This window comes from Streptomyces sp. Sge12 (assembly GCF_002080455.1).
In the GTDB taxonomy this organism is placed as follows: domain Bacteria; phylum Actinomycetota; class Actinomycetes; order Streptomycetales; family Streptomycetaceae; genus Streptomyces.
Genome location: NZ_CP020555.1, coordinates 314,932 through 335,817 on the forward strand (window position 1 = coordinate 314,932; position 20,886 = coordinate 335,817).

At 71.5% G+C, this 20,886-nt stretch carries 19 protein-coding genes; 12 read left to right on the forward strand and 7 right to left on the reverse strand.

The genetic code is table 11. The features are described 5' to 3' along the window. Positions 1-1,176, reverse strand: a complete 1,176-nt coding sequence (locus B6R96_RS01465) for an ABC transporter substrate-binding protein (RefSeq protein WP_081521270.1) — start codon at positions 1,174-1,176, stop codon at positions 1-3. Between the two features lie 230 nt (positions 1,177-1,406). Here B6R96_RS01465 and B6R96_RS01470 point away from each other — a divergent pair, with 230 nt between their 5' ends. Then, positions 1,407-3,041: a carboxylesterase/lipase family protein gene (locus B6R96_RS01470; RefSeq protein WP_081521271.1), complete on the forward strand. Its 1,635-nt coding sequence runs from the start codon at positions 1,407-1,409 to the stop codon at positions 3,039-3,041. Between the two features lie 2 nt (positions 3,042-3,043). Here B6R96_RS01470 and B6R96_RS01475 read toward each other — a convergent pair whose 3' ends face one another. Together B6R96_RS01475 and B6R96_RS01480 are read right to left on the reverse strand one after the other, a co-directional pair. Next, entirely contained in the window at positions 3,044-3,883 is an 840-nt protein-coding gene (locus tag B6R96_RS01475) for a PaaX family transcriptional regulator (RefSeq protein WP_081521272.1), read from the reverse strand. Positions 3,884-3,959: 76 nt separating this feature from the next. Then, the gene (locus B6R96_RS01480; RefSeq protein WP_081521273.1) at positions 3,960-5,300 is read right to left on the reverse strand and encodes a phytase; all 1,341 of its coding nucleotides are present in this window, start codon (positions 5,298-5,300) and stop codon (positions 3,960-3,962) included. A 389-nt stretch (positions 5,301-5,689) separates the two neighbouring features. On the opposite strand from B6R96_RS01480, the gene B6R96_RS01485 reads away from it, so the two are divergent. The 3 genes from B6R96_RS01485 (at position 5,690) to B6R96_RS01495 (ending at position 9,398) form a co-directional block, all read left to right on the forward strand. Then, positions 5,690-7,108, forward strand: a complete 1,419-nt coding sequence (locus tag B6R96_RS01485) for an MFS transporter (protein ID WP_081524911.1) — start codon at positions 5,690-5,692, stop codon at positions 7,106-7,108. 104 nt (positions 7,109-7,212) lie between these two features. Further along, positions 7,213-7,980 carry a response regulator transcription factor gene (locus tag B6R96_RS01490; RefSeq protein ID WP_081521274.1) on the forward strand — a complete coding sequence of 256 codons (768 nt, stop codon included), beginning with the start codon at positions 7,213-7,215 and terminating at the stop codon, positions 7,978-7,980. Further along, complete coding sequence (locus B6R96_RS01495) at positions 7,977-9,398, forward strand: sensor histidine kinase (protein WP_203351579.1); 1,422 nt, start codon at positions 7,977-7,979, stop codon at positions 9,396-9,398. Before B6R96_RS01490 ends, B6R96_RS01495 begins: the two co-directional genes overlap by 4 nt. A gap of 39 nt (positions 9,399-9,437) precedes the next feature. On the opposite strand, the gene B6R96_RS01500 is transcribed toward B6R96_RS01495, so the two are convergent. Both B6R96_RS01500 and B6R96_RS01505 read right to left on the reverse strand, forming a co-directional pair. After that, positions 9,438-10,481, reverse strand: a complete 1,044-nt coding sequence (locus tag B6R96_RS01500; RefSeq protein ID WP_237291273.1) for a TAXI family TRAP transporter solute-binding subunit — start codon at positions 10,479-10,481, stop codon at positions 9,438-9,440. Between the two features lie 22 nt (positions 10,482-10,503). Further along, positions 10,504-11,220 (reverse strand): DUF4389 domain-containing protein, encoded by a 717-nt coding sequence (locus B6R96_RS01505; RefSeq protein WP_081521276.1) that lies wholly within the window; start codon positions 11,218-11,220, stop codon positions 10,504-10,506. 319 nt (positions 11,221-11,539) lie between these two features. On the opposite strand from B6R96_RS01505, the gene B6R96_RS01510 reads away from it, so the two are divergent. After that, positions 11,540-11,860, forward strand: a complete 321-nt coding sequence (locus B6R96_RS01510; protein ID WP_079407532.1) for a hypothetical protein — start codon at positions 11,540-11,542, stop codon at positions 11,858-11,860. Between the two features lie 10 nt (positions 11,861-11,870). Here B6R96_RS01510 and B6R96_RS01515 read toward each other — a convergent pair whose 3' ends face one another. Further along, positions 11,871-12,467: a hypothetical protein gene (locus tag B6R96_RS01515; RefSeq protein WP_081521277.1), complete on the reverse strand. Its 597-nt coding sequence runs from the start codon at positions 12,465-12,467 to the stop codon at positions 11,871-11,873. Between the two features lie 602 nt (positions 12,468-13,069). Here B6R96_RS01515 and B6R96_RS01520 point away from each other — a divergent pair. From B6R96_RS01520 to B6R96_RS01555, 7 genes are all read left to right on the forward strand, one after another. Next, complete coding sequence (locus tag B6R96_RS01520; RefSeq protein WP_051779023.1) at positions 13,070-13,894, forward strand: hypothetical protein; 825 nt, start codon at positions 13,070-13,072, stop codon at positions 13,892-13,894. After that, entirely contained in the window at positions 13,891-14,619 is a 729-nt protein-coding gene (locus B6R96_RS01525; RefSeq protein WP_234437867.1) for a class F sortase, read from the forward strand. The genes B6R96_RS01520 and B6R96_RS01525 overlap by 4 nt, the downstream gene beginning before the upstream one ends. Before the next feature lie 121 nt (positions 14,620-14,740). Next, on the forward strand, positions 14,741-15,361 hold the full coding sequence (locus tag B6R96_RS01530; RefSeq protein ID WP_081521278.1) for a hypothetical protein: 621 nt from the start codon (positions 14,741-14,743) through the stop codon (positions 15,359-15,361). Positions 15,362-15,402: 41 nt separating this feature from the next. Beyond that, a complete protein-coding gene (locus B6R96_RS01535; protein WP_081521279.1) occupies positions 15,403-16,272 on the forward strand; it encodes a PhzF family phenazine biosynthesis protein in 870 nt (289 codons plus the stop codon). Positions 16,273-16,456: 184 nt separating this feature from the next. Further along, positions 16,457-17,740: a serine hydrolase domain-containing protein gene (locus B6R96_RS01540; RefSeq protein WP_081521280.1), complete on the forward strand. Its 1,284-nt coding sequence runs from the start codon at positions 16,457-16,459 to the stop codon at positions 17,738-17,740. Between the two features lie 279 nt (positions 17,741-18,019). Continuing rightward, positions 18,020-18,760: a tRNA-dependent cyclodipeptide synthase gene (locus tag B6R96_RS01550; RefSeq protein ID WP_078626157.1), complete on the forward strand. Its 741-nt coding sequence runs from the start codon at positions 18,020-18,022 to the stop codon at positions 18,758-18,760. Further along, positions 18,750-19,934 carry a cytochrome P450 gene (locus B6R96_RS01555; RefSeq protein WP_053703728.1) on the forward strand — a complete coding sequence of 395 codons (1,185 nt, stop codon included), beginning with the start codon at positions 18,750-18,752 and terminating at the stop codon, positions 19,932-19,934. The genes B6R96_RS01550 and B6R96_RS01555 overlap by 11 nt, the downstream gene beginning before the upstream one ends. Before the next feature lie 118 nt (positions 19,935-20,052). On the opposite strand, the gene B6R96_RS01560 is transcribed toward B6R96_RS01555, so the two are convergent. Continuing rightward, complete coding sequence (locus B6R96_RS01560) at positions 20,053-20,877, reverse strand: alpha/beta fold hydrolase (RefSeq protein ID WP_081521282.1); 825 nt, start codon at positions 20,875-20,877, stop codon at positions 20,053-20,055. Positions 20,878-20,886 lie beyond the last annotated feature (9 nt).

Consider the following 20,886-nt stretch of genomic DNA (forward strand, 5'->3'; position numbering starts at 1 on the left):
TCAGCCGCCCAGTCTGCCGAGGTCGCCGGCGAGGGTGTTGGCGCCCAGCTTCACCTCGCGCAGGTACCAGGGCTGGATCGGCGTGCCGCCGCTGTTGAACCGCCAGGTGCCCCGCGGGCTGTCGATGTCCCCGATCGTGGAGATGGCGGCGTTGACCGTTTCCGGTGTCACGTTGCCGCCGGCCGCCGCGATCGCCTTGTCGAGCACCTGTGCCGCGTCCCATGAGGCCATCGCGTAGGTCGTCGGGTCCGTGCCGTGGGCGGCCTTGTAGGCGGGCGCGAACGTCCGGTTGGCGGCGTTGTCCAGGTCTGCGCTGTAGTTGAGGGCCGTGAGCACGCCGTTGGCCGCGTCGCCCTGTCCCTTGAGCACGCCGCCCTCGGTGAGGAAGCCGGGTGCGTAGAGCGGGATCCTGCCGGCCAGCCCGAAGTCCCGGTACTGCTTGACGAAGTCGACGGCCGCGCCGCCCGCGTAGAAGCAGAAGACCGCCTTCGCACCGGAGTTCTCGATCTGGGAGAGGTAGGGCTGGAAGTTCTTGGTGCCCGGGAACGGCGTGTAGACCTCCTCCCCCGCGATGCTGCCGCCGGCGGGCAGGAAGGTGGACTTGAAGCCCTCGATCTCGTCCTTGCCCGCCTGGTAGCCGGCGGCGATGAGGAAGACCGGTCCCCCGGCCCGCTCGGCGACGTGCTTGCCGAGGGCCTTGCCCGGCTCGTCGTTGACGTAGGAGGTGCGCCAGATGTACTTGGCGCCGGTCAGGGTGGTCGGGGAGGCGTTCGAGCCGACGAGCGGGATCCGGCTGGTCTCGAACAGGTCCTTGACGCCGTTGACGGTGGCCGAGCTCACCACTCCGCTGACCGCCAGGACCCGGTCCTGCTTGACGAGCTTCTCGGCCGCCGCCTTGCCCGAGTCGGCGGTCTCGCCCTCGTCCGTGACCACGATCTGCACCTCGCGGCCGCCGAGCCTGCCGCCGTGCTGTTGGACGTAGAGCTCGAAGCCCGCCTTCATGTCGTCGCCGAGTGCCTTGTAGGTCCCGGACTGCGGAACGAGGAGCCCGATCTTCACGGGCCCGGTCTGCTTGCTTTTGTCGCCTGTGCCCAGGCTCGCACCGCCGCATCCCGTGGCCAGGAGGAGGCCAGTGGTGACGGTGATCAGAACCAGGGGGCGAAACCGACCTGCCATGGAGACTCCGTACGTCGTCAGCCGGCCCGCTCGGGACCGGTTGTTTCTCCTGAGGTGACACGTGTCTATCGCGTAATTGCGACGCCCGTCAAGCCTTCGCAAGATAGCCGCCCGGGGGTCGCTCCACCCCTTGACCCGCGCCACGCGTATGCCGTAGCACTAACCCTCGTCAAATTCGCGCCATACCACTGCGGTGGGCGAAGCCATGATCAGTCAGGGAGCGAAGCACCATGACCGACGATCCATCACGGCGCACGATCCTGCGGAACACCGGGGCGCTGACCGGCGCCGCCCTGCTCACCGGCATCCCCGGCGGACCGGCCGGCACGGCGCAGGCCGCCCCCGCGGCGGGTGGGACCCCGCCCGTCGTGGAGCTGCCCGCGGGCCGGCTGCGCGGCAGCGTCGAAGGGGGGCTCGCCGTGTTCAAGGGTGTGCCCTACGCGGCTCCCCCGGTCGGCGCGCTGCGGTGGCGGCCCGCCCAGCCGCACCCCGGATGGCAGGGAACGCGCGACGCGACCGCCTTCGGGCCGAGCGCCCCGCAGCTCTACCGGGAGGGCGGGGACGCGGTGCTCGGCACCCACGGGTCGCCCCCCTTCAGCGAGGACTGCCTCACGCTCAACGTGTGGACGCCCGGGGCCGACGCCGCCCGGCGGCCGGTCATGGTCTGGATCCACGGAGGCGGCTTCATCTCCGGATCGGGCTCCCTGCCCAACTACTCCGGCGAGACCTTCGCCCGCAACGGCGATCTCGTCGTCGTGACCCTCAACTACCGTCTCGGTCCACTGGGATACCTCTACTTCGGCGAGGACGGAGCCGACGGGAACTTCTGGTTCACCGACCAACTCGCTGCGCTGCGCTGGGTACGGGACAACATCGCCGCGTTCGGCGGCGACCCGGACAACATCACCCTCGCCGGTCAGTCCGGGGGAGCGCTGTCGGTCGCAGCGCTGGCCGGCGCCCGCCCCGCCGGCCGCCCGCTGTTCCGGCGCGCCATCCTGCAGAGCCCGCCGCTCGGGCTGCAGATCCCCGGCCGCGCGGAGTCGCTGCGGCGCTCCGCCACCTACCTCGACATCCTCGGGGTCAAGAACGTGGCGGAGCTACGGGCCCTCCCCTGGCCGCAGTTGATCGGCGCCACGATCGAGATGTTCCGCCGCACCGGCCAGTGGGGGTACTGGTCGACCCCGTTCCTGCCCGTGCTCGACGAGGCGACGCTGACCCGCAGCCCGGCCGACCTGCTGCTCAGCGGCCCGGGGGCGGACATCGACCTCCTGATCGGGTGGACCAGGGAGGAGGCCGCCTTCGCCTTCGCGCTGAACGAGCCGTACGTAGCCGCCACCAAGGAGCAGGTGCTCGCCCGGGCCAGGGACACCTTCGGGGCCCGGGCGGCCGAGGCCTGCACCGCGTACGAGCAGGCCCGGCCGGGCGCCCGCCCGGTGGACGTGCTCGTGGACCTGATCGGCGACGACCTGTTCCGCATCCCCGGCATCGACCTGGCCGAGAAGCGGGCGGCCCGCGGCCGGCCGGTCTGGGCGTACCAGTTCGACCTGCCGACGCCCGCACACGGCGGTCAACTGGGGGCGGCGCACTGCCTGGAGCTGCCGTTCGTCTTCAACAACTTCGACAAGTGGTCACAGGCACCGTTCCTGGCGGGACTGAACCCGCGGATCCGTGACGGCCTCGCCGGCGCCGTGCACGCCTCGTGGATCTCCTTCATCCGTACCGGCGACCCCAACCACGGACCCATGCCGAACTGGGCGCGCTACGAACGCGGTTCCCGGACCACGATGAGCCTGGACGCTGTCACCGGCTCCGTCGACGACCTCGCCGGCTACTGGCGGCGCCTGCACCGCCCGGCGGCGCGCTAGGTCTACGGCTCGGGCGTCTGCTCGGACAGGCCGGTGACCTGCTGTACGTGGCGCAGGCTGGGCGGGGCGAGCACGTCGTTCAGCTGCTGGAAGATCTGCCGCGCGGCGACCGCGTTCCAGTCCGCGGGAAGCAACTCGGCGGGCAGGCCCGGGTCGAGGTAGGGCAGGCGGCGCCACTGGGTGAGCATCGGAACGTAGTGGCGGAAGGCCTCGGCGCCGTCGATGCGGGGCTGCCGGGTCAGTCCCGCGGCGACGGGGCCGTAGGTCTCGGTGAAGCCGGCGTACTGCTCCTCGATCGCCGGGAAGTCCCACCACGAGCTGACGGTGCCGGGCAGGTCGCTGAAGGCCGCGTACTCGGCGGCGAAGAGGTGCACGTACTCGCTGAGCCCGAGCCGTACGAGCATGTCACGGGCGTCGCCGAGGAGGCGGCCGGGCGCCAGCCACACACCCGGGGCGATGTTCCCGAAGCCCAGCCAGGTCAGCCGGGTGCGCAGCTGGTAGCGGTACGAGCGCTCGGACTCCGGTACGGAGAAGACGGCCATGGCCCAGCCGTCGCTCAGCCGCGCCGGTTCGAGGCTGCCGAAGATGCGCCGGTCGCCCTCGTCGAAGACGGTCCGTACGGCCGGGCTGAGCCGGTAGCCGGTGGCGCCCCGGCGTTCCGGTTCGAGGACGCCCTTCTTCTTGAGCCGGGAGATCGCCGAGCGCGCGGCCGGGCCGTCCACGTCCAGCTCGGACATCAGGGTGATCAGGTCGGCGACGGAGATCCAGCCTCCGAGGCGTCGCAGGAACGCCCCGTAGACCGTGTTGATCAACGAGCTGGGCCTGAGGGGACTGTCCGCCATGATCGCCTTCCGTCGTATGCGGTGGCGATCCTACCGACCTGGGCGAACGCGGCGCCGCCCAGGTCAGGAGGCGGGCTCAGAGACCGGTTGCGCGCTTGAGCCGGCCCAGGTCCACGAACTTGAAGTCGGTGTCCGTGCGGGCCTCCCCGTCGGGTCCCGTGGTGGCGGGGGTGTTGTGGCCGTCCTGGACGACGAGCAGGCCGTTCGGGAACTTCCGGCCCAGCGGCGCGGTCGTGACCGCGGCGCCGTCGCACTCCTGCGAGCCGTCCGGGGATCCCGGGCCCGTGCCGTCGCCGACGCGGAAGCCGCGGACGTACGCGTTCCCGTGCTCGCGGTCGAAGACGGCGAAGGTGTCGTCGCCCTGGCTGGAGGCGAGCAGGTAGCCGCGGCGGCCGGGCTGCGCGGGGTCGCGCCAGATGGTCAGGCCCTCCACGTCGGCGGAGATGTGCCGGCCGCCGAAGCCGGGGTCCGCGCCCGCGTCGCACTCCTCGGTCTCGGCGTTCCAGGTGCCGGGCACGCCGAAGGAGCGGACCTTCTCGATGAGGCGCGCGGGGGAACGCAGGTCGGCGTCGAGCTTCCAGATGCCGATGTCCTCCTGGCCGGCGTAGAGGTCACCGGTGTCGGGATCGACGACCATGCCCTCGACCTGCGGCTCCTCGCCCGGTTCGCCGCACGGCGCCCAGCTCTTGCCGTTCGGCAGGGTGAAGGAGGAGGGCAGCGAGGTGGTGCGGACGGTGCGGTAGCCGACCTTCCCCCGGGCGTTCGGGAGGAGTTCGGCCAGGGCGAGGGCGGTGGCGTGGCGCCGGCTGGTGACCGCGTAGGAGCGGCCGCTGCGGCGGTCGGTGTAGGCGGCCAGGCCGTAGGCCGTCCGCTGCTCGTTGACCTCTTCCTGACCGGTGGAGAAGACCAGCGGGGCGGCTGACTCGTCGGTGACGTCGACCAGCGGGGCGGTAGGCCGCTTCGGGTCGATCCGGTAGATGCGCAGCTGGTCGCGGCCGCGGTCGGATACCACGGCCACGTCGTGACGGCCGTCGGGGAAGCGGAGTCCGGTGATCAGGTCGACGTTGTTGAAGCGGCCCGGCATGTCGCCGTCGGCGGTCGGCGCGGGCGCCGGCAGGGACTGCACCTGGCGTCCGTCGAGGTCGTACACGCGCAGGCCGCCCTCCTTGGCGGTGGCGATCACCAGGCTGCGGTCGGGGTCCTTCGCGTTGCGCCAGATCGCCGGGTCGTCGGCGTTGGCGTTGCCGCCGGCCTCGTCGTCGAAGAGGGAGGGCGTCTCGACCGAGGCCGACACCCGGGGCAGCGGCTGTGACGCGTCCTGGTCTCCGCGGGCGTGCGCCGGTCCGGCGATCACGCCCAGAGCCACCATGGCTGCTGCGGCCACGGCCGGGGTCCGCCTGCTCGAGATCACGCGCATCTTGCCTCCTGCTGAGGGGTACGAGGTCGGGCGGCCGGCCGCGTGGCGGCCGGGGTCGTCCGGCGCCCCGCGACGGGCCGACCCCACCGTGGGCCACGTTCGGGTGACAACCATGGAGCAGGAATGACGTGCACATGACGGAGTGGTGAAATCGGGCGGCCCCGGAGCGTCCCTCGGGGCTTCCCCCAGGGCCTTCCCGGGCGTTTCTCCGGGAGCCTGTCCGGGTGCCCTTCCGCGGGCTTTCTTAGCGGAACGTTAGATCTGCGTGGCGGACCTTGTCCGGGTACGACGGCCGCCCCATGCTCTGGACACTCCCCCACCGCCGGGGCCGTTCTACCGTCTCTCACCAGGGACTTCCCTCTGGAGCCGCCATGTCCTCGTCCGTCGTCATGCCCGCACAGCCGCCCGCGGACGAGCGCCGGAAGCGCCGCCTCGCCCTGGTCGGCGGATCGCTCGGCAATCTCGTCGAGTGGTACGACTGGTTCGTCTACGCCAGCTTCGCAATCTACTTCGCCGACTCGTTCTTCCCCGGGGACAACCCGACCACGCAGCTCATGAACACGGCGGGGATCTTCGCCGTCGGCTTCCTGATGCGCCCCGTCGGCGGCTGGATCCTGGGCCGCGCCGCCGACCGGCACGGACGCAAGAGCGCCCTCACCCTCACCGTCACCATGATGTCGGTGGCCGCCCTGCTGATCGCCGTCGCCCCGACCTACGGCCAGGCCGGCTACTTCGGCGCCCTGGTGCTGCTGCTGGCCCGACTGCTCCAGGGAATGAGCATCGGCGGCGAGTACGCGGCCAGCGCCACCTACCTGACGGAGGCGTCCGCCCGCAACAGGCGCGGCCTGGGCTCGTCCTTCCAGTACGTGTCGATGACCTGCGGCCAGCTGCTCGGCCTGGGCATCCTGATCACCCTCCAGCACACCCTGACGACCGCCCAGTTGGAGAGCTGGGGCTGGCGACTGCCCTTCGTCCTCGGGGCGTTGTTCGCGGTGATCGTCTTCTGGCTGCGACGACGGCTCCAGGAGACCGACGCGTTCAAGGAGGAGTCGGCGTCGGCGGAGGCGGGCGGGGAGGCCCACGACGACAGCACGCGCGGCACGCTCAAGGCCCTGTGGCAGTACCGCCGGCAGGCGGGCCTGGTCATGGCGCTCACCCTGGGCGGCACCGTCGCCTACTACACCTACACCACGTACCTCACCAAGTACCTCGTCGGCAGCGCGGGCATGGAGAAGACCACCGCCACGCTCGTCAGCTTCACCGCGCTGACCCTGTTCGCCGTACTCCAGCCCTTCGCCGGGATGCTGTCCGACCGGATCGGCCGCCGGCCCCTGCTGATCACCTTCGCGGTGGGCTGCACCGTCGGCACCTACCCGATCATGACCGCGCTCGGATCGGCGTCCTCGTACTGGTCGGCGCTCGGCCTGTCCCTGCTGGCCCTGGTCATCGTCACCGGCTACACCTCGATCAACGCGGCGGTCAAGGCCGAGCTGTTCCCGACGCGGGTGCGCGCGCTGGGCGTGGCACTGCCGTACGCGATCGCCAACGCGCTCTTCGGCGGCACGGCCGAGTACGTGGCGCTCTGGTTCAAGAACAGTGGGCACGAGACCATGTTCTTCTGGTACGTCTCCGGGTGCGCGCTGATCTCCCTCGTGACCTACGTCCTCATGCCGGACACCCGCAATGCCGCGCTCAGCCGCGCCGAGGCCGAGGCCGACGGCGAGGGCGACGACATGGACGGCGGCAAGGGCGGCGGCAAGGGCGATCAGGGCCGGTCGGCGGCCGCTCCCGCCGAGGCCGCACACTGACCCGTCCCGGTGACCCGGCGCGGCGGCTCCCGTAAGCTGCTGCGCCGGGTCACCGGGATCCGGTGGTGATGCGGGTCCGGTCACAGGTCGCGAGGAAACCGTCTATGCACGCACTGCTCGTCGAGGACGACGACCGCATGGCCCAGGCACTCGGCACGGCGCTCGCCCAGCGCGGGCACACCGTCCGCCGCGTCGGCCGCGCCCTGGACGCACTGCGGCACGTACGCGAGGCCGAGTTCGTCCTCCTCGACCTCGGGCTCCCCGACCTGGACGGACTGGAGCTGTTGCGGCGGCTGCGTACCGTATGCGCCGCGCCACTGATCGTGGTGACCGCGCGCTGCGAGGAGCGCGACATCGTGCAGGGGCTGCGCGCGGGCGCCGACGACTACGTGGTCAAGCCGTTCCGGATGGCCGAACTGATGGCCCGCATCGACTCCGTACGGCGCCGGACCGGCCCGCAGGCGGGCCGCGGACCGGACCCCACCGCGAGCAGCGCCCGGCCCGTGCGCACCGGCGATGTGGAGGTGGATCCGGCAGGACGAACGGTCACGGTGGCGGGCGACGAAGTACGCCTGACACGGCGCGAGTTCGACGTGCTCGCCTTCCTGGCCGCCCGCCCGGACGAGGTGCATTCCCGCGAGGAGATCCTGGACCGGATCTGGGGTGACGCCTTCCTCGCGACCTCCCGCTCGCTGGACGTCCACGTGGCGGGCATCCGCGCCAAGACCGGCCGGTCCGGCCTGATCCGCACCGTCCGCGGCTTCGGCTACCGGCTCGGCCGCCCGACCGCGCCCGACGGGGCGGCCGGGAGCGAGGGCAAGAGGGTGGGCGAAGGTCAGGGCGAGGGCGAGGGTCAGGGCGGGGAGCGGTGAGGCGCCGGCTCCTCGCGGTACTGATGGTGCTTATGGGAGCGGCGGCGCTGCTGCTCTGCGTCCCCCTGGCCGATGCCTACGCGCGCGGGCGCACCGAGCACCTGCTGCTGCAACGGCGTTCCGAGGCCGTCCGCTTCGCCGATCTCGCCGACCGGATGCGTACCGCCGCCGACCGGGCGGAGCTCTCGGCCGAGATCAGCCGGTACGCCCAGCTGTACGGCGCCGGGGTGGTCGTGGTCGACACCGCGGGAGCGACGGTGGCCCGGGCCGGGACCGGACCGGCCGCAGCGGCCGCCACGGACGCGGCCACCGACTCCGATACCGCCGCGGGCGGCGCCTCCGACGGCGCGGACGCCCGTCGCCGCGCCCTCACCGGCCGCTCCACCGACCGACTGCCCACCCTTCGCCCCTGGGGACCGCGCACGGTCGTGCTGGCCGAACCGGTGGGGCGCGACGAGCGGGTGAGCGGGGCGGTCCTGATGGCCGTGCCGACCGATGCCGCCCGCCGGGACGTGGCGGTCCGCTGGTCGTTCATCGCCGCCGGGGCGCTCGCCGCCTTCGCCGCGGCGGCCCTGGTCGCGGCCGGGATCGCCCGCTGGCTGCTGCGGCCGGTGCTGGACCTGGACCGGACGGTCGAGCGGCTCACAGCCGGCAGCCTCCAGGCCCGGGCGGTGTCCGACACCGGTCCGCCGGAGCTGCGTCATCTGCGCCAGCACTTCAACACCATGGCGCAGGCCATGGCGGATTCCATCGGCCGTCAGCGCGACTTCGTCGCCGATGCCTCGCACCAGCTCCGCAACCCGCTGGCCACTTTGGTGCTCCAGCTGGAGAACGTCGAACCGCACATCGCACCCGGGCCCGGGCTGACCGAGCACAGCCGCGCGCTGGACGAGGCGGAACGGCTGGAGGAACTGCTCGACGGCCTGCTGGCACTGGCCCGCGTGGAGTCGGGCACGGCGGAGCTCGGCGATCAGGACGTCGCACGGGCCGTACGGGACCGGGTCACGGCCTGGGAACCGGTCTTCGGCGCCGCGGGGGTGGAACTGGTGGCCACCGGCCTCGCGGAGGGCCTGCGGGCGCGCGCCCTGCCCGACGCGGCGGGCCGCATCCTCGACGCGCTCCTCGACAACGCCGCCAAGTTCGTCCCGCACGGGCGCCGCGTCGAGGTGCACACCGCGTACGCGCCGGACGGCTGCGCGGTGGTCCGGGTCGCGGACGACGGCCCGGGCGTGCCGGCGGAGCAACTGGCGCTGCTGCTAAGGCGTTTCGCCCGCGCCCCGCAACACCAGAACGTCCCCGGCAGCGGTCTGGGGCTGGCCATCGCCGAAGAGATCGCCCGGATCAGCGGCGGGCGGCTCGCGGTCAGCGGCAACGAGCCGCACGGCCTGGTGGTCGAGCTCCGCCTCCCGCCCCCCTGAGCCGGCCCGGAGCCGAGCCGGAGCCGACCCGGGGCGCGGCTACCCGTAGACCGACCGGTAGTGCGCGACCGCTCCGGGGTGGAGCGGTACCTCGCCGGTGGAGATGGCGAACCGGGGCTCCAGCCGCGCCCCCGCCGTCACCTCCCGCAGCAGGTCGCGCCACCGGTCGAACACCACCCGGAGAAGGTCGCGTACCGCGTCCTGCGGTACGTCCGCCCGCGCCATCAGGTAGTTGCCGACCCCGATGGTCCCGACCGGCTCCGTCAGCCCGTACACCCCGGCCGGCAGGGTGACCGCCGTGTAGACGGGGGCGTAGCGCTCGCGCAGCGGGCCCACGTAGTCGTCGAGCGGCAGGAACCGCAGCGGCAGTTCGCGGGCCAGTGCGGCCAGCGCCGGCGTCGGCACCCCTCCGGACCAGAACAGCGCGTCGACCGAGCCCTCGCGCAGGGCGCTCACCGATGCGGCGAGGCCCAGGGAGCGCTCGTCCGCCGCGGGTGCGGGTGTGGACGTGGGGGCTGGTGTGGACGTGGGGGCTGGTGTGGATACGGGTGCGGGTGCGGGTGCGGGTGCGGGTGCGCCGCTCAGGCCGGCCGCGCGCAGGACCCGTTCCGTCACCACCTGTACCCCGGAGCCCGCCGCACCCGCCGCGACCGGGCGCCCCGCGAGATCCTTCACCGAGCGCACCGGCCCGTCCGCCGCGACGACCAGGTGCGTGTAGTTCACGTAGACCCGGGCCAGTGCCGTCACGGGGGTGGGCCGAGGGAACGGCTCCCGCCCCAGCACGGCGTCCTCGGCCGCGTCCGCCATGGCCAGCGCCAGCTCGACGGAGCCGTCGTCGAGCTTCCGCAGGTTGTTCACGCTGGCCGCGGTACTCACCGGGACGATCTCGATCCGGTGGCCGCTCGCGGCGACGGCCTGCGCCAGGGCCTTCCCGAACGCGTTGTACGGGCCGCCCTCCGGTCCCGTCGCGAGCCGCAGCCTGCGTACCGGACCGGACGCCCCCGAACAGCCGGCCAGCGCCCCCGCCAGGGCGCCGAGGCCGGCACCCATCGCCCGTCGCCGGGTCACTTCCGCGCTGGTCACAGCGGAAGCCTAGACCGTCCGCTCATCCGGCGGGGGCCGGCCGCAACGCGCCGGCCGCGGGCTCGCTCCCTCCCATGTCCAACCGGAACGGCGGGTACTCGTCGGTCATGAGGGCCGCGTAGACCAGTACCCGCAGCATCCACCGCATCAGCCCCATGAGCAGGTCGAACAGGCCCCGCGGATACGTGCCGGTGCACAGCAGGGTCATCACGGCGACGAGGGAGAGCACACCGATGAGCCCGGAGGAGAAGGGACTGTAGTCGGCCAGGTACTGGTACGCACTCCAGCCACTGGTGACCAGCAGGGTGATCACCAGCAGCTGCGGAACGATCAGCAGCCACTTGACCAGGACCAGCCCGCGGGACAGTCGCTCGGGGTAGGTGACGTCGACGCGGATCGGATAGTCGGGCACGTCCTTGAGGGTGAACGGCGGGTAGGCGTCCGTGCCGAGCACGACGGAGGAGTAGTAACTGACCCGTGTGGACCAGCGCATGACGCCGACATTGAAGTCGAAGAGGGGTCGTGGGTATCTGCCGGTGATGAGGACGCCGAAGAAGGCGACAACGGTCACCAGAACGAATGCGATGTGCAGGAGGATCAGGGCGAAGTAGTGCGGTATGGCGAGGAGCCACTTCACCAGCCACATCCAGCGGGTGAGCGCTGGATCCAGGACCGCTCGGACGCGCAGGGCGTGCGGGGAATACGGGGCGTACGGAGCGCCCGGGGCATCGGAAATCATCACGGTCACGTCCTTTGTCTCGCGCGGGGCACGGAAAAGGTGGCCCGCAATTCACGCGGCCCGGGTGAGCCGTATTCCATTAGCCCCCGAACTCTCCGTACGCACCTGCCACGGAATGCCGTAGCACGAGGACGCGTGGCTTGACGCATGCCGGCCGACCTGACGCCGGGACCGTCCGAACCGGCCCGACCAGCGGATACACGAAAGAGATCCGGACATCGGGAATGTCAAGCCACGACATCACGGGGCGTGACGCGCGGCATTCCGGCCGGTTTTCCTGGCCGCGGGAGGGAATCCGCACGCGGGAAAGGAAAGATCGATGCATATCGCGACCATCATTGCCGCCGTTTGCACCGCGGCCTGTACCAGCCTCGCCTACATCCACTACGCCTCGACCGTGAACCGGGATCAGCACATCCCGTTCCTCCACCGCATCCCGAACATTCCACTCCGGGTCGACCTGGTCTGCTGCCCGGTCTGGTCGGCGAGCGGGGCACTGCTCTGTCTCGCACTGCCGGTGTGGCCGGGCCTGACGATCTACTGCGCGGCGGCATTGCTCCCCTGGGAGATCATGCGCCACCGCCACAACCACCGACTCTCCAGACCCACCCCCTCGATCAACCCCTCCGGGGCGGCTTAGACGCCGCTTCCTATGGCTGCGGTGCGGAGTGGACGGCTCCGGGGAAGCCCAGCTCGTCCAGCAGCGCGTCGAACAGCTCTTCCACGAAGGTCTCCTGTGCGCGCAGCAGTTCCTCGATCCGAGGCTGCTGCGCCGCGGCGTGGACACCAGCTGCTGACGCCCACAGGAGAGCGCCTTCGGCATCGGCCGGCACCTCCGCATCGAGCTCTGCACGCTTGCGTCCGACGGCCGCTTCGAACTCCGGGGTGCCCAGCCACAGGCTCACGTCGTCCACGTCCTCGGGTTCCTCGACGAGGAGGGCAGCCGCGTGGTCCAGGTTGAGCCATGCCTGCCAGCGGTGCCCGTTGGTGTCCAGGCCCGTCACGAGGGCGATGCTGCTGTCGGAGACGTCGGCGACGCAGGCCGGCGCTCCGGTCCATTCGACCACGGTGGACAGGTGCTCGTTCTCCCAGACGCCTTGTTCCAACTGCAGGGTCTGCCAGCCGCCCGGTCGCGGCTGCCACGCGTGCACGTCGCCCCTCAGCCCTGGGCCGGTGCTGCCGAACGGGGGTGCTTCCAGCAGTGGGCGCTCGCTGCGCGCAAAGACCAGATGACCGGAAAAGCCCATGGAACCTCCTCGTCGCTTCCCGCGCACCCTAAGAGGTGCCACTGACACCACCGGCGTCGGCCGACTGCCGCTTCCGGCCGCCCGGACCTCCACCCCCACCCCGCCGCCGAAGCGCAGGGCTGTCGCGGCCGCGGGCATTTCTTAGCATCGGAGGCCAACTATTCGCCCGGTCACCGCCGGGACGACTAGAAAGGTCGGGACCGAACCGGACCCGGCGATGGGGATGATGCCACCCGTCGACGATGAGAACGATGTCGAAGGCGGTGTATGCACGTGCGTTGGCGCGGCCGGATCGAATTGATTGCGGTCTTTCCCGACCTCCCCGTGCGTGTTCATCTGCGAGGTCTGTTCATCGCACTCCGCATCGAGCTCTGGCTCGGAGAAGGCCGCTGACGTGCGATGTTCGGGGATCCCTCGCGTGCTCACACGTGTAATGGCCCAGTATTGGCCCCATGGCGCAGCAGTCGCCTGAATTTCTTCAAATGGGCACCCATCCGCAGGCGTTGCGGCACCGAAGGAGGAACGAGGGCCTCTCCAGGGCTCGTTTCCATCCCGTACGAACTGCGATTCCCGTCCCGGGGATCCACGGAACAGGAGCGAATGTGATAGTCAAGCGCGCCGGTCGCCTCGTGGTTGTCGCCGCCATACCCGCCGCCGTGTTCCTGACGCTCGGCCTTTCCGGACCAGCTCTCGCCCAGGGCGGAAAGGCGTACCAGATCGACCTGGCGCAGCTGAACGATTCGGGCTCCAGCGGCACGGTCATGCTCACCCTGAAGGGCAATCAACTGACCGTGCAGATCGAGTCCCAGGGCATGGTGCCGGGACAGCCGTCGGCCCAGCACCTCCACGGCTCGACGAAGGGGCACGACTTCCACTGCCCGGACAAGACCGACGACACGGACGGCGACGGGGTCCTCAGCAACACCGAGGCCACGCACGACTACGGCGACATCAACATCTCGCTCACCGTGGGCGGGGACACCAAGGCCACCAGCGGCCTCGACGTGCAGCGCATGCCCGTCGCCGACAAGCAGGGCACGATCCGCTACAAGCGGACGATCGCCGTCGGCCAGGACGTGGTCGACCACATCAAGGACCTGCACGTCGTGCAGCACGGCATCGACCGCAACAAGAACAAGAAGTACGACTTCGAGGGCGCGGGCAAGAGCGAACTGGACCCGAAGCTGCCCCAGGAAGCCACGGCTCCGACCAACTGCGGAGAGGTCAAGGGCGCGGCCGTGGGGTCCGTTCCCGTCGGCGGCATCGAGACCGGAGGCGGTGCCCCGGAGCACACGGCGGTGCCGGTGACGGTGCGCGACGGTGTGGCCATGAGCGTACTCGCGGCCGTGGCCGGTGCGGTGATCATCGGGCGGAAGCGGGCTGCCGGCGGTCCCGGCCGCAAGGAGATCACCGGAGGCGGCGCGTGAGGCAGACCCCCGTGCTCGCCGCAACCGCCACGTCGCCCCGGCGGCGGTGGTCCCGCCGCCGGACCGCGGCTCCCCTGGCGGCCGCCGCCGCCCTCGCCGGGCTGCTCCTCGCGGGGTGCTCCGGCCAGAACGCGGCGCAGCCCCCCGCCCCGGCGGGGCAGAACCAGCCGGCCGGGGCGCCGGCCGCTGGCGCCGCTCCGACCGCGAAGGCGCCCGCGGACTCATCCCAGAAGGGTACGGGCGCCGACGCCGGTAAGGCCGCGCCCGCCCTGGCCCGGTCGGAGCCGCAGAAGATCACGATCCCGTCCCTCAACCTGTCCAGCTCCCTGGAGACGCTGGGGCAGAACGCGGACGGCACCATGCAGACCCCGAAGGACCCCGCGCTGGCGGGCTGGTACGAGCCGGGGCCGACCCCCGGCTCCCAGGGACCGGCCGTGATCGCGGGACACGTCACCTGGAACGGCGCCGCCGCCGTGTTCGAGAAGCTGAAGACGATGAAGGGCGGTGACACCATCAAGGTGACCCGGCGGGACGGCAAGACGGTCACCTTCACGGTGGACCGGGTCTCCGAGTACCCGAAGGCCGAGTTCCCCACGCTGGAGGTCTACAAGAACCTCGACCACGCGGGCCTTCGCCTGGTCACCTGCGGCGGCAGCTTCGATCCCGCCAAGCACTACTACGACAGCAATGTGGTGGTGTTCGCCCGTATGACGGGCGCCGCGTAGCCGGAACGGCCGGGCCGTAGGTATGCCCGTCGGTCGTAGAGCCCCCACTGCGACCGACGGGCACCCGCACGGCCGCTGAACCCCGCCGCTTCGCGGACCGGCGCATGGCAGAGTCGTCCTCATGCTGACTTCGACTGCCCCCGGCCCGCGCACGCAACGGGTCGCGGCCGCACTGCTCCTGACGACGGTCGTGGCACTGGCCCTGACCGGCTGCGGCGAGCGGCGCGCCACGGATGCGGCGCCCGGCGCGACCGTCTCGACGCCGAGCCCAGCTACAAGTACGAGTACGAGCACCGGCCCGAGCGCGAGCGCGAGCCCGACCTCCCCGGGCGCCTCCCCGTACGTCGAGCCCGGCGCGGGCGACGGCGCCCCGCACCACGGGGAGAACAACGGCCACCGCCGTGCCGGCGAGATGTCCCCCGCGAGCGCCACGGAAGCGAAGAAGGAGGCGGACCGCATCGAACCCCTCCTCAAGCAGCTCTGGGAACAGGGCAAGTGGGACCCGGCCAGTGTCCGTACGGCCCTGCGCCCGCTCGGCTACGAGGAAGGGCGGCTCGACGTGCGCGAGATGGAACCGCGCCCTCAGGGCAGCGGCTCCGTCACGCCCGAGGGTGCCCGGGTCGGACTTCAGGTCCAGGACGACGCGTGTGTCACGGCGTTCGTGCAGAAGACCAACTACGAGGTGAAGACGAACGGGCCGTTCATGGAGAGCGGTTGCTTCGAACCGCCCTTCGCCCACTGACCCGCGGCCGCGCCGCGCCGGGCCCCGGTAGCGTCGCCGCCATGCGCTACCACCACGTCGACGTCTTCACCGACCGCCCCTTCAACGGCAACAGCCTCGCGGTGTTCCCCGACGCCGAGTCGCTGACCGGCACCCAGATGCTCGCCATCACCCGGGAACTGCGGCACTTCGAGTCCGTGTTCTTGAGGGGCGACGACGCGGGCGGACCGCGCACCCGGCGCGCGCGGGTCTTCGACCTCGCGGGGGAGCTGGACTTCGCCGGGCATCCCCTGCTCGGCGCGGCCGCGGTCCTGCACGCCCTGCACGGCGCCGCGGACCACGCGGTCTGGACCCTGCGCCTGCCGGCCCGTTCGGTCGAGGTCACCACCGACCGCCGCGGCCCGGGACAGTACGGGAGCCTCCTCGACCAGGGCTCCGCCGCCTTCCTGGGCCGCCCCGACCCGCACGGAACAGCCGCGCTGTTCGCCCTCGAACCGGGCGACCTGGATCCCGGTCTGCCCCCGGAGGTGGTCTCCACGGGCCTGCGCTACCTGGTGCTCCCCGTACGCGGTGACGCGCTCGCCCGCGCCCGCGTCACGGCGCCGCTGGACGAGCCGCTGGCCCGCCTGGGCGCCGAGTACGCGTACCTGCTGGACGCCGCGGCCATGGAAGGGCGGCACTGGAACAACGACGGGATCCTGGAGGACGTGGCGACCGGCAGCGGTGCGGGCTGCGCGGCCGCCTATCTGCGCAGCCACGGCCGGATCGGCGCCGGTGAGCCGGGACTGCTCCGCCAGGGCCGCTTCACCGGGCGGACCGGCGAGATGACCGTCAGCGCCGACGGGGACGGCCAGAACATCCACTCGGTACGCGTCGGCGGCGGCGTGGCCCTCGTCGCGGAGGGACGCCTGCACGCGCTCCCGCCCGCCTGAGCCGGCCCGCCCGAGCCCGCCCCGCCCGAGCCGGCCCGCCCGAGCCCGTCCTGCGGCGCGCAGCAGCCGATGGAGGCGCGCGGCCCGCCCGTCTCGCCCCACCACGGCCCGCCTCGCGACCGGGGTGGCCCGGACCTACGCTGAGTGTGTTGCCCGGGTCCCTCGGACGGCAGGAGACCATGCCGTGAAGCCAACCCACATCCGGCTGCGCCGGGCCTGCGCGGCCGCTGCCGCGGCAGGAGTCCTCATCGCCCCGGCGATCGCGGGATCCGCCTACGCGGCGCCCGCGGCAGGGCGGTCCGCTCCCGTCTCCGCCGCCCCGACCCCGACCCCGACCCCGTCCCCCGCGACGACCTCCACCTCCACCCCTTCTCCCGACAGCGGCCAGGTGTTCCGGCAGCTCACACCCGCGGTCGCGGCGCAACTGGACGCGGCCGTGCGCCAGGTCATGCGCGAGGCTCAGGTGCCGGGCGTCACGGTCGGCCTGTGGGCCCCCGGCAAGGGGAGCTACGTCCGCTCCTTCGGCGTGGCCGACAAGGCGACCGGCGCGCCCATGAAGCCCGACCTCCACGTGCGCATCGGCAGTGAGACCAAGACGTTCACCGTCACCGCCCTGCTCCAGCTCGTCGACCGGGGGAAGGTCGCCCTGGACGACCCCATCGGCGACTACATCACAGGGGTTCCGAACGGTGACCGCATCACCCTGCGCCAACTGGCCGGGATGCGCAGCGGGCTGTTCAACTACAGCATGGACGGGGACTTCATCACGCGGCTCGAGAAGGATCCCGAACAGCCCATGTCACCTCAGCAGTTGCTGGACTACTCCTTCCGGCACCCCGTCCTCTTCGAGCCGGGCGCGAAGTTCGACTACAGCAACACCAACCTGATCCTGCTCGGCCTGGTGGTGGAGAAGATCACCGGTCGGCCGCTGCACGAGGTCATCGCCGATGACGTGGTGGAACCGGCCGGGCTGCGCAGTACGGTCTTCCCCACGAACGCGGCCCTGCCGGTTCCGTACGCGCACGGCTACACCGACCAGACGGCCTCGGGCAAGGTCGAGGACTCGACGCACTGGAACCCGTCCTGGGCCTGGGCCGCCGGGGCGATGATCTCCGACCTCCAGGACCTGCGCAGTTGGGCCCGCACCCTCGCCGTCGGCACGCTGCTGAAGCCGGCGACCCAGGCCGAGCGCCTGAAGACGACGCCGATGGACATTCCGGGTGCCGGTTACGGGCTCGGCATCTTCGACGTCCAGGGCTGGATCGGCCACAACGGCTCGATCCCCGGGTACGAGGTGCTTCCCGTCCACCTGCCGGCGGCCGACGCGACGATGGTGATCCTCCTCAACACCGACAGCCCGTACAAGGGCCAGGAGCCCAGCACGCTGTTCGGAGAAGCGGTCACCGAGATCGTGACGCCCGATCACGTCTACCCCGGCCACAAGCCGGTCGTACCCAGGACCGGATGACGGCGGCGCCCGCTCCCCCGGCGGACGGCGGACCGGGCGCGATGAATTCCGGTCGGCCGACCGATCTTGAGAGGGCGCCCTATTCCGGGAAACAGGCGACAAAACGCGGCCGTCGGCCCCCGGTCGAGGGCCGATCGGGGCCCGATCGACCCCGCCGAAGGATGCCCGGGTCAACTGTGTTGTCCGACAGGTGAGTTATTACACAGAAGACATGGAAGGTCGCACACAGTTCGGGTAACTTTCCATCACGTCGCCGCCACACCCGGGGCACAGGGCCCCATGGGACTTGCGGCACAAAGGACCCGACCCCTGTTGACGACAGCAACCGAAGTCTTCACAGTCCGGCCGTACACCCCGCATTGCCAGGTGATCAGCACCGAAGGCGATCATGCCGTGATAGGAATTTCTCCGGGGAACAGTTACTTCTCGGCCCAACGTGTCATTGACCTCGCCCATTGGGGCATGCGCAACTTCGAGCAGGTCGACCTCATCTACACCGACCTGCACGTGGCCGAGATGTACGAGGCCCTCGGATACGGCGAGGACGAAGCCCGACGCAAAGCGGTGAAGAACCTGCGCGGTGTCCGCGCAAAGGTCAACAACGCCGCTGCCGAAGCCGACCCCACCGGCGCCCGCCTCCGTGCCCGCCCGATGTCGTCCCTCACCGACATCCCGGCGTACCGCACGCTCCACAACCATCTGACCAACCTGCTCGACATCGACCCGGAGTTCCGCGAGACCTGCAACTCCCTGGTCGACGTGTTCCTCTCCTCCAAGGTGCTGGGCGGCGAGGCCGCCACCACCCGGCAGCGCGACGTCTGCCTGGAGTACGTCTGCGCCGAAGCGCCGCTCTTCCTCGACACGCCGGCCATCCTCGGCGTGCCCTCCTCCCTCAACTGCTACCACCAGCTCCTGCCCATGGCGGAACTGCTCTACTCACGCGGCTCGGGCCTGCGCGCCTCGCGCAACCAGGGTCACGCGATCATCACCCCCGCCGAAGGAGTTCCCGATGTCCACTGACACCCTTCTCGACTTCCCGTTCTCCGCTCGCGGCGACCAGCTCCCGCCCGAGATCGAGGAGCTGCGCAGCGAGCCGGTGAAGCGCGTCCGCACGATAGCCGGGGACGAAGCCTGGCTCGTCTCCTCCTATCCGCTGGCCAAGCAGGTCCTCGAGGACCCCAGGTTCAGCCTGAAGGACACCTCGGCCCCCGGTGTGCCCCGGCAGTACGCGCTGACGATCCCGCCCGAAGTCGTCAACAACATGGGCAACATCACCGGCGCGGGACTGCGCAAGGCCGTCCTGAAGGCGATCAACCCCAAGACCGACGGCCTCACCGACTGGATGCGCGCCCATGCCACCACGCTGGTCGACAGCCTGCTGAGCCACGGGGCGCCGGTCGATCTGCGCGGACAGTTCACCAACCCGTACGCCGAGAACCTGCACTGCCGCATCCTCGGCATCCCCGAGTCCGACGCGCCGCGCCTGGCCGCCAGCCTCGACATCGCGTTCATGAACTCGGCGTGCCCCGTCACCGGCGCCAAGCTCAACTGGGACCGGGACATCGCCTACATGGTGGAGCGCCTCGACGACCCGACCACCACCGGTCTCATCGCCGAGCTCGCCGCCCTGCGCAACGACCCCGCCTACGACCACCTGACGGACGAGATGCTCGCCACGGTCGGGGTCACGCTGTTCGGTGCGGGAGTCATCTCCACCATGGGGTTCCTGACCATGGCGATCGTCTCGCTCCTCCAGCACCCCGAGATGTGGGAACGGTTGCGCAAGGAGCCGGAGAAGATCCCGGCCGCCGTGGACGAACTCCTGCGCATCAACCTGTCGATCGCCGACGGCCTGCCCCGACTCGCCCTGGAGGACCTCACCCTCGGCGACGTCGAGGTGAAGAAGGGCGAGCTCATGCTCGTCCTGGTCGAGGCCGCGAACACCGACCCGGACGTCTACCCGGACCCGCACGTCGCGGACATCGACCGGCCGAACGCCGGCACGCACCTCTCCTTCGGCGGCGGGCAGCACTACTGCCCGGCCACCGCCCTCGGCAAGCGGCACACCGAGATCGCCATCGAGGTGCTGCTGGAGAAGATGCCCAACCTCGCGCTGGCCGTGCCCGTCGACCAGCTGGTGTGGCGCACCCGCTTCATGAAGCGCCTGCCGGAGCGCCTGCCCGTGCTCTGGTGATCGTGTCGGCGCGCGGCGGCGTGCCCGGCCGATGATGGCCCCGGCCGAGGGGAATCCGGCCGGGGCCATCGCCCTGCCCCGACCGGCCCGGTCGCGTACGGCGGTTCCGTACGAGTGGCTACGCCAGGAACGCCGCGACGGTCTCCACGAACCGCCCGGCGTCATCGAGCCAGGGGTAGTGCCCCGCACCCCGCTGTACGACGTACGTGGCGCCGGGGAACAGCTCGGCGGACTCGGCCACCGCCCGGGGCGGGCTGTTCACGTCGAACTCCCCCGCCAGCAGCAGGACGGCCGTCCCGCACCCGGCGAGCGCCGCACGCGTGGCCGGCGGGTCGAAGGCGCCCTCGGCCGCGAAGAAGGTGACGGCCTCCTCATTGTCCGGCCTCGACGCCTCCTGGTGCCGACGCGGCGCGGCGTCCCACCGGCCGTGGAAGAAGGGGCTGACGGCCTCCCAGTCGTTGCCGGTGCCGGTGCCCGCGGTGATCGCCTCCAGCGCGGCGAACGCCGTCGGGAACCACGGCTCGTCCGTCCGCAGCCGCGCGACTGCACGCCGGTCCTCCCCGGTGACGGCGATGCCGACGGCCCGGGAGCCGGGGGTGATCAGCGCGAGCCTGCGGACGCGGTCCGGGTGGCGGGCCAGGTACTGCGCCGCGGGGTTCGCGCCGGCCGAGTGGGCGAGCAGATCGGTCCGGGCGAGCCCGAGGTGGCTGCGGAGGGCCTCGATGTCCTCGACGAGGCGGTCGCAGCGGTAGCTGGAGGTGTCCGCGGGGATCGCGGACCGGCCGGTGCCCCGGAGGTCCAGGACGATCAGGCGGCGGTGCGCGGACAGACCGCCCAGGTCGCCGAGGTAGGCGGAGTCCGCGGGACCTCCGGGGACGCAGAGGAGGGGCTCGCCGTCCCCGTGGATGCGGTAGGCGAGCCGGGTTCCGTCGGGTGAGGTCATCCGCGCGGG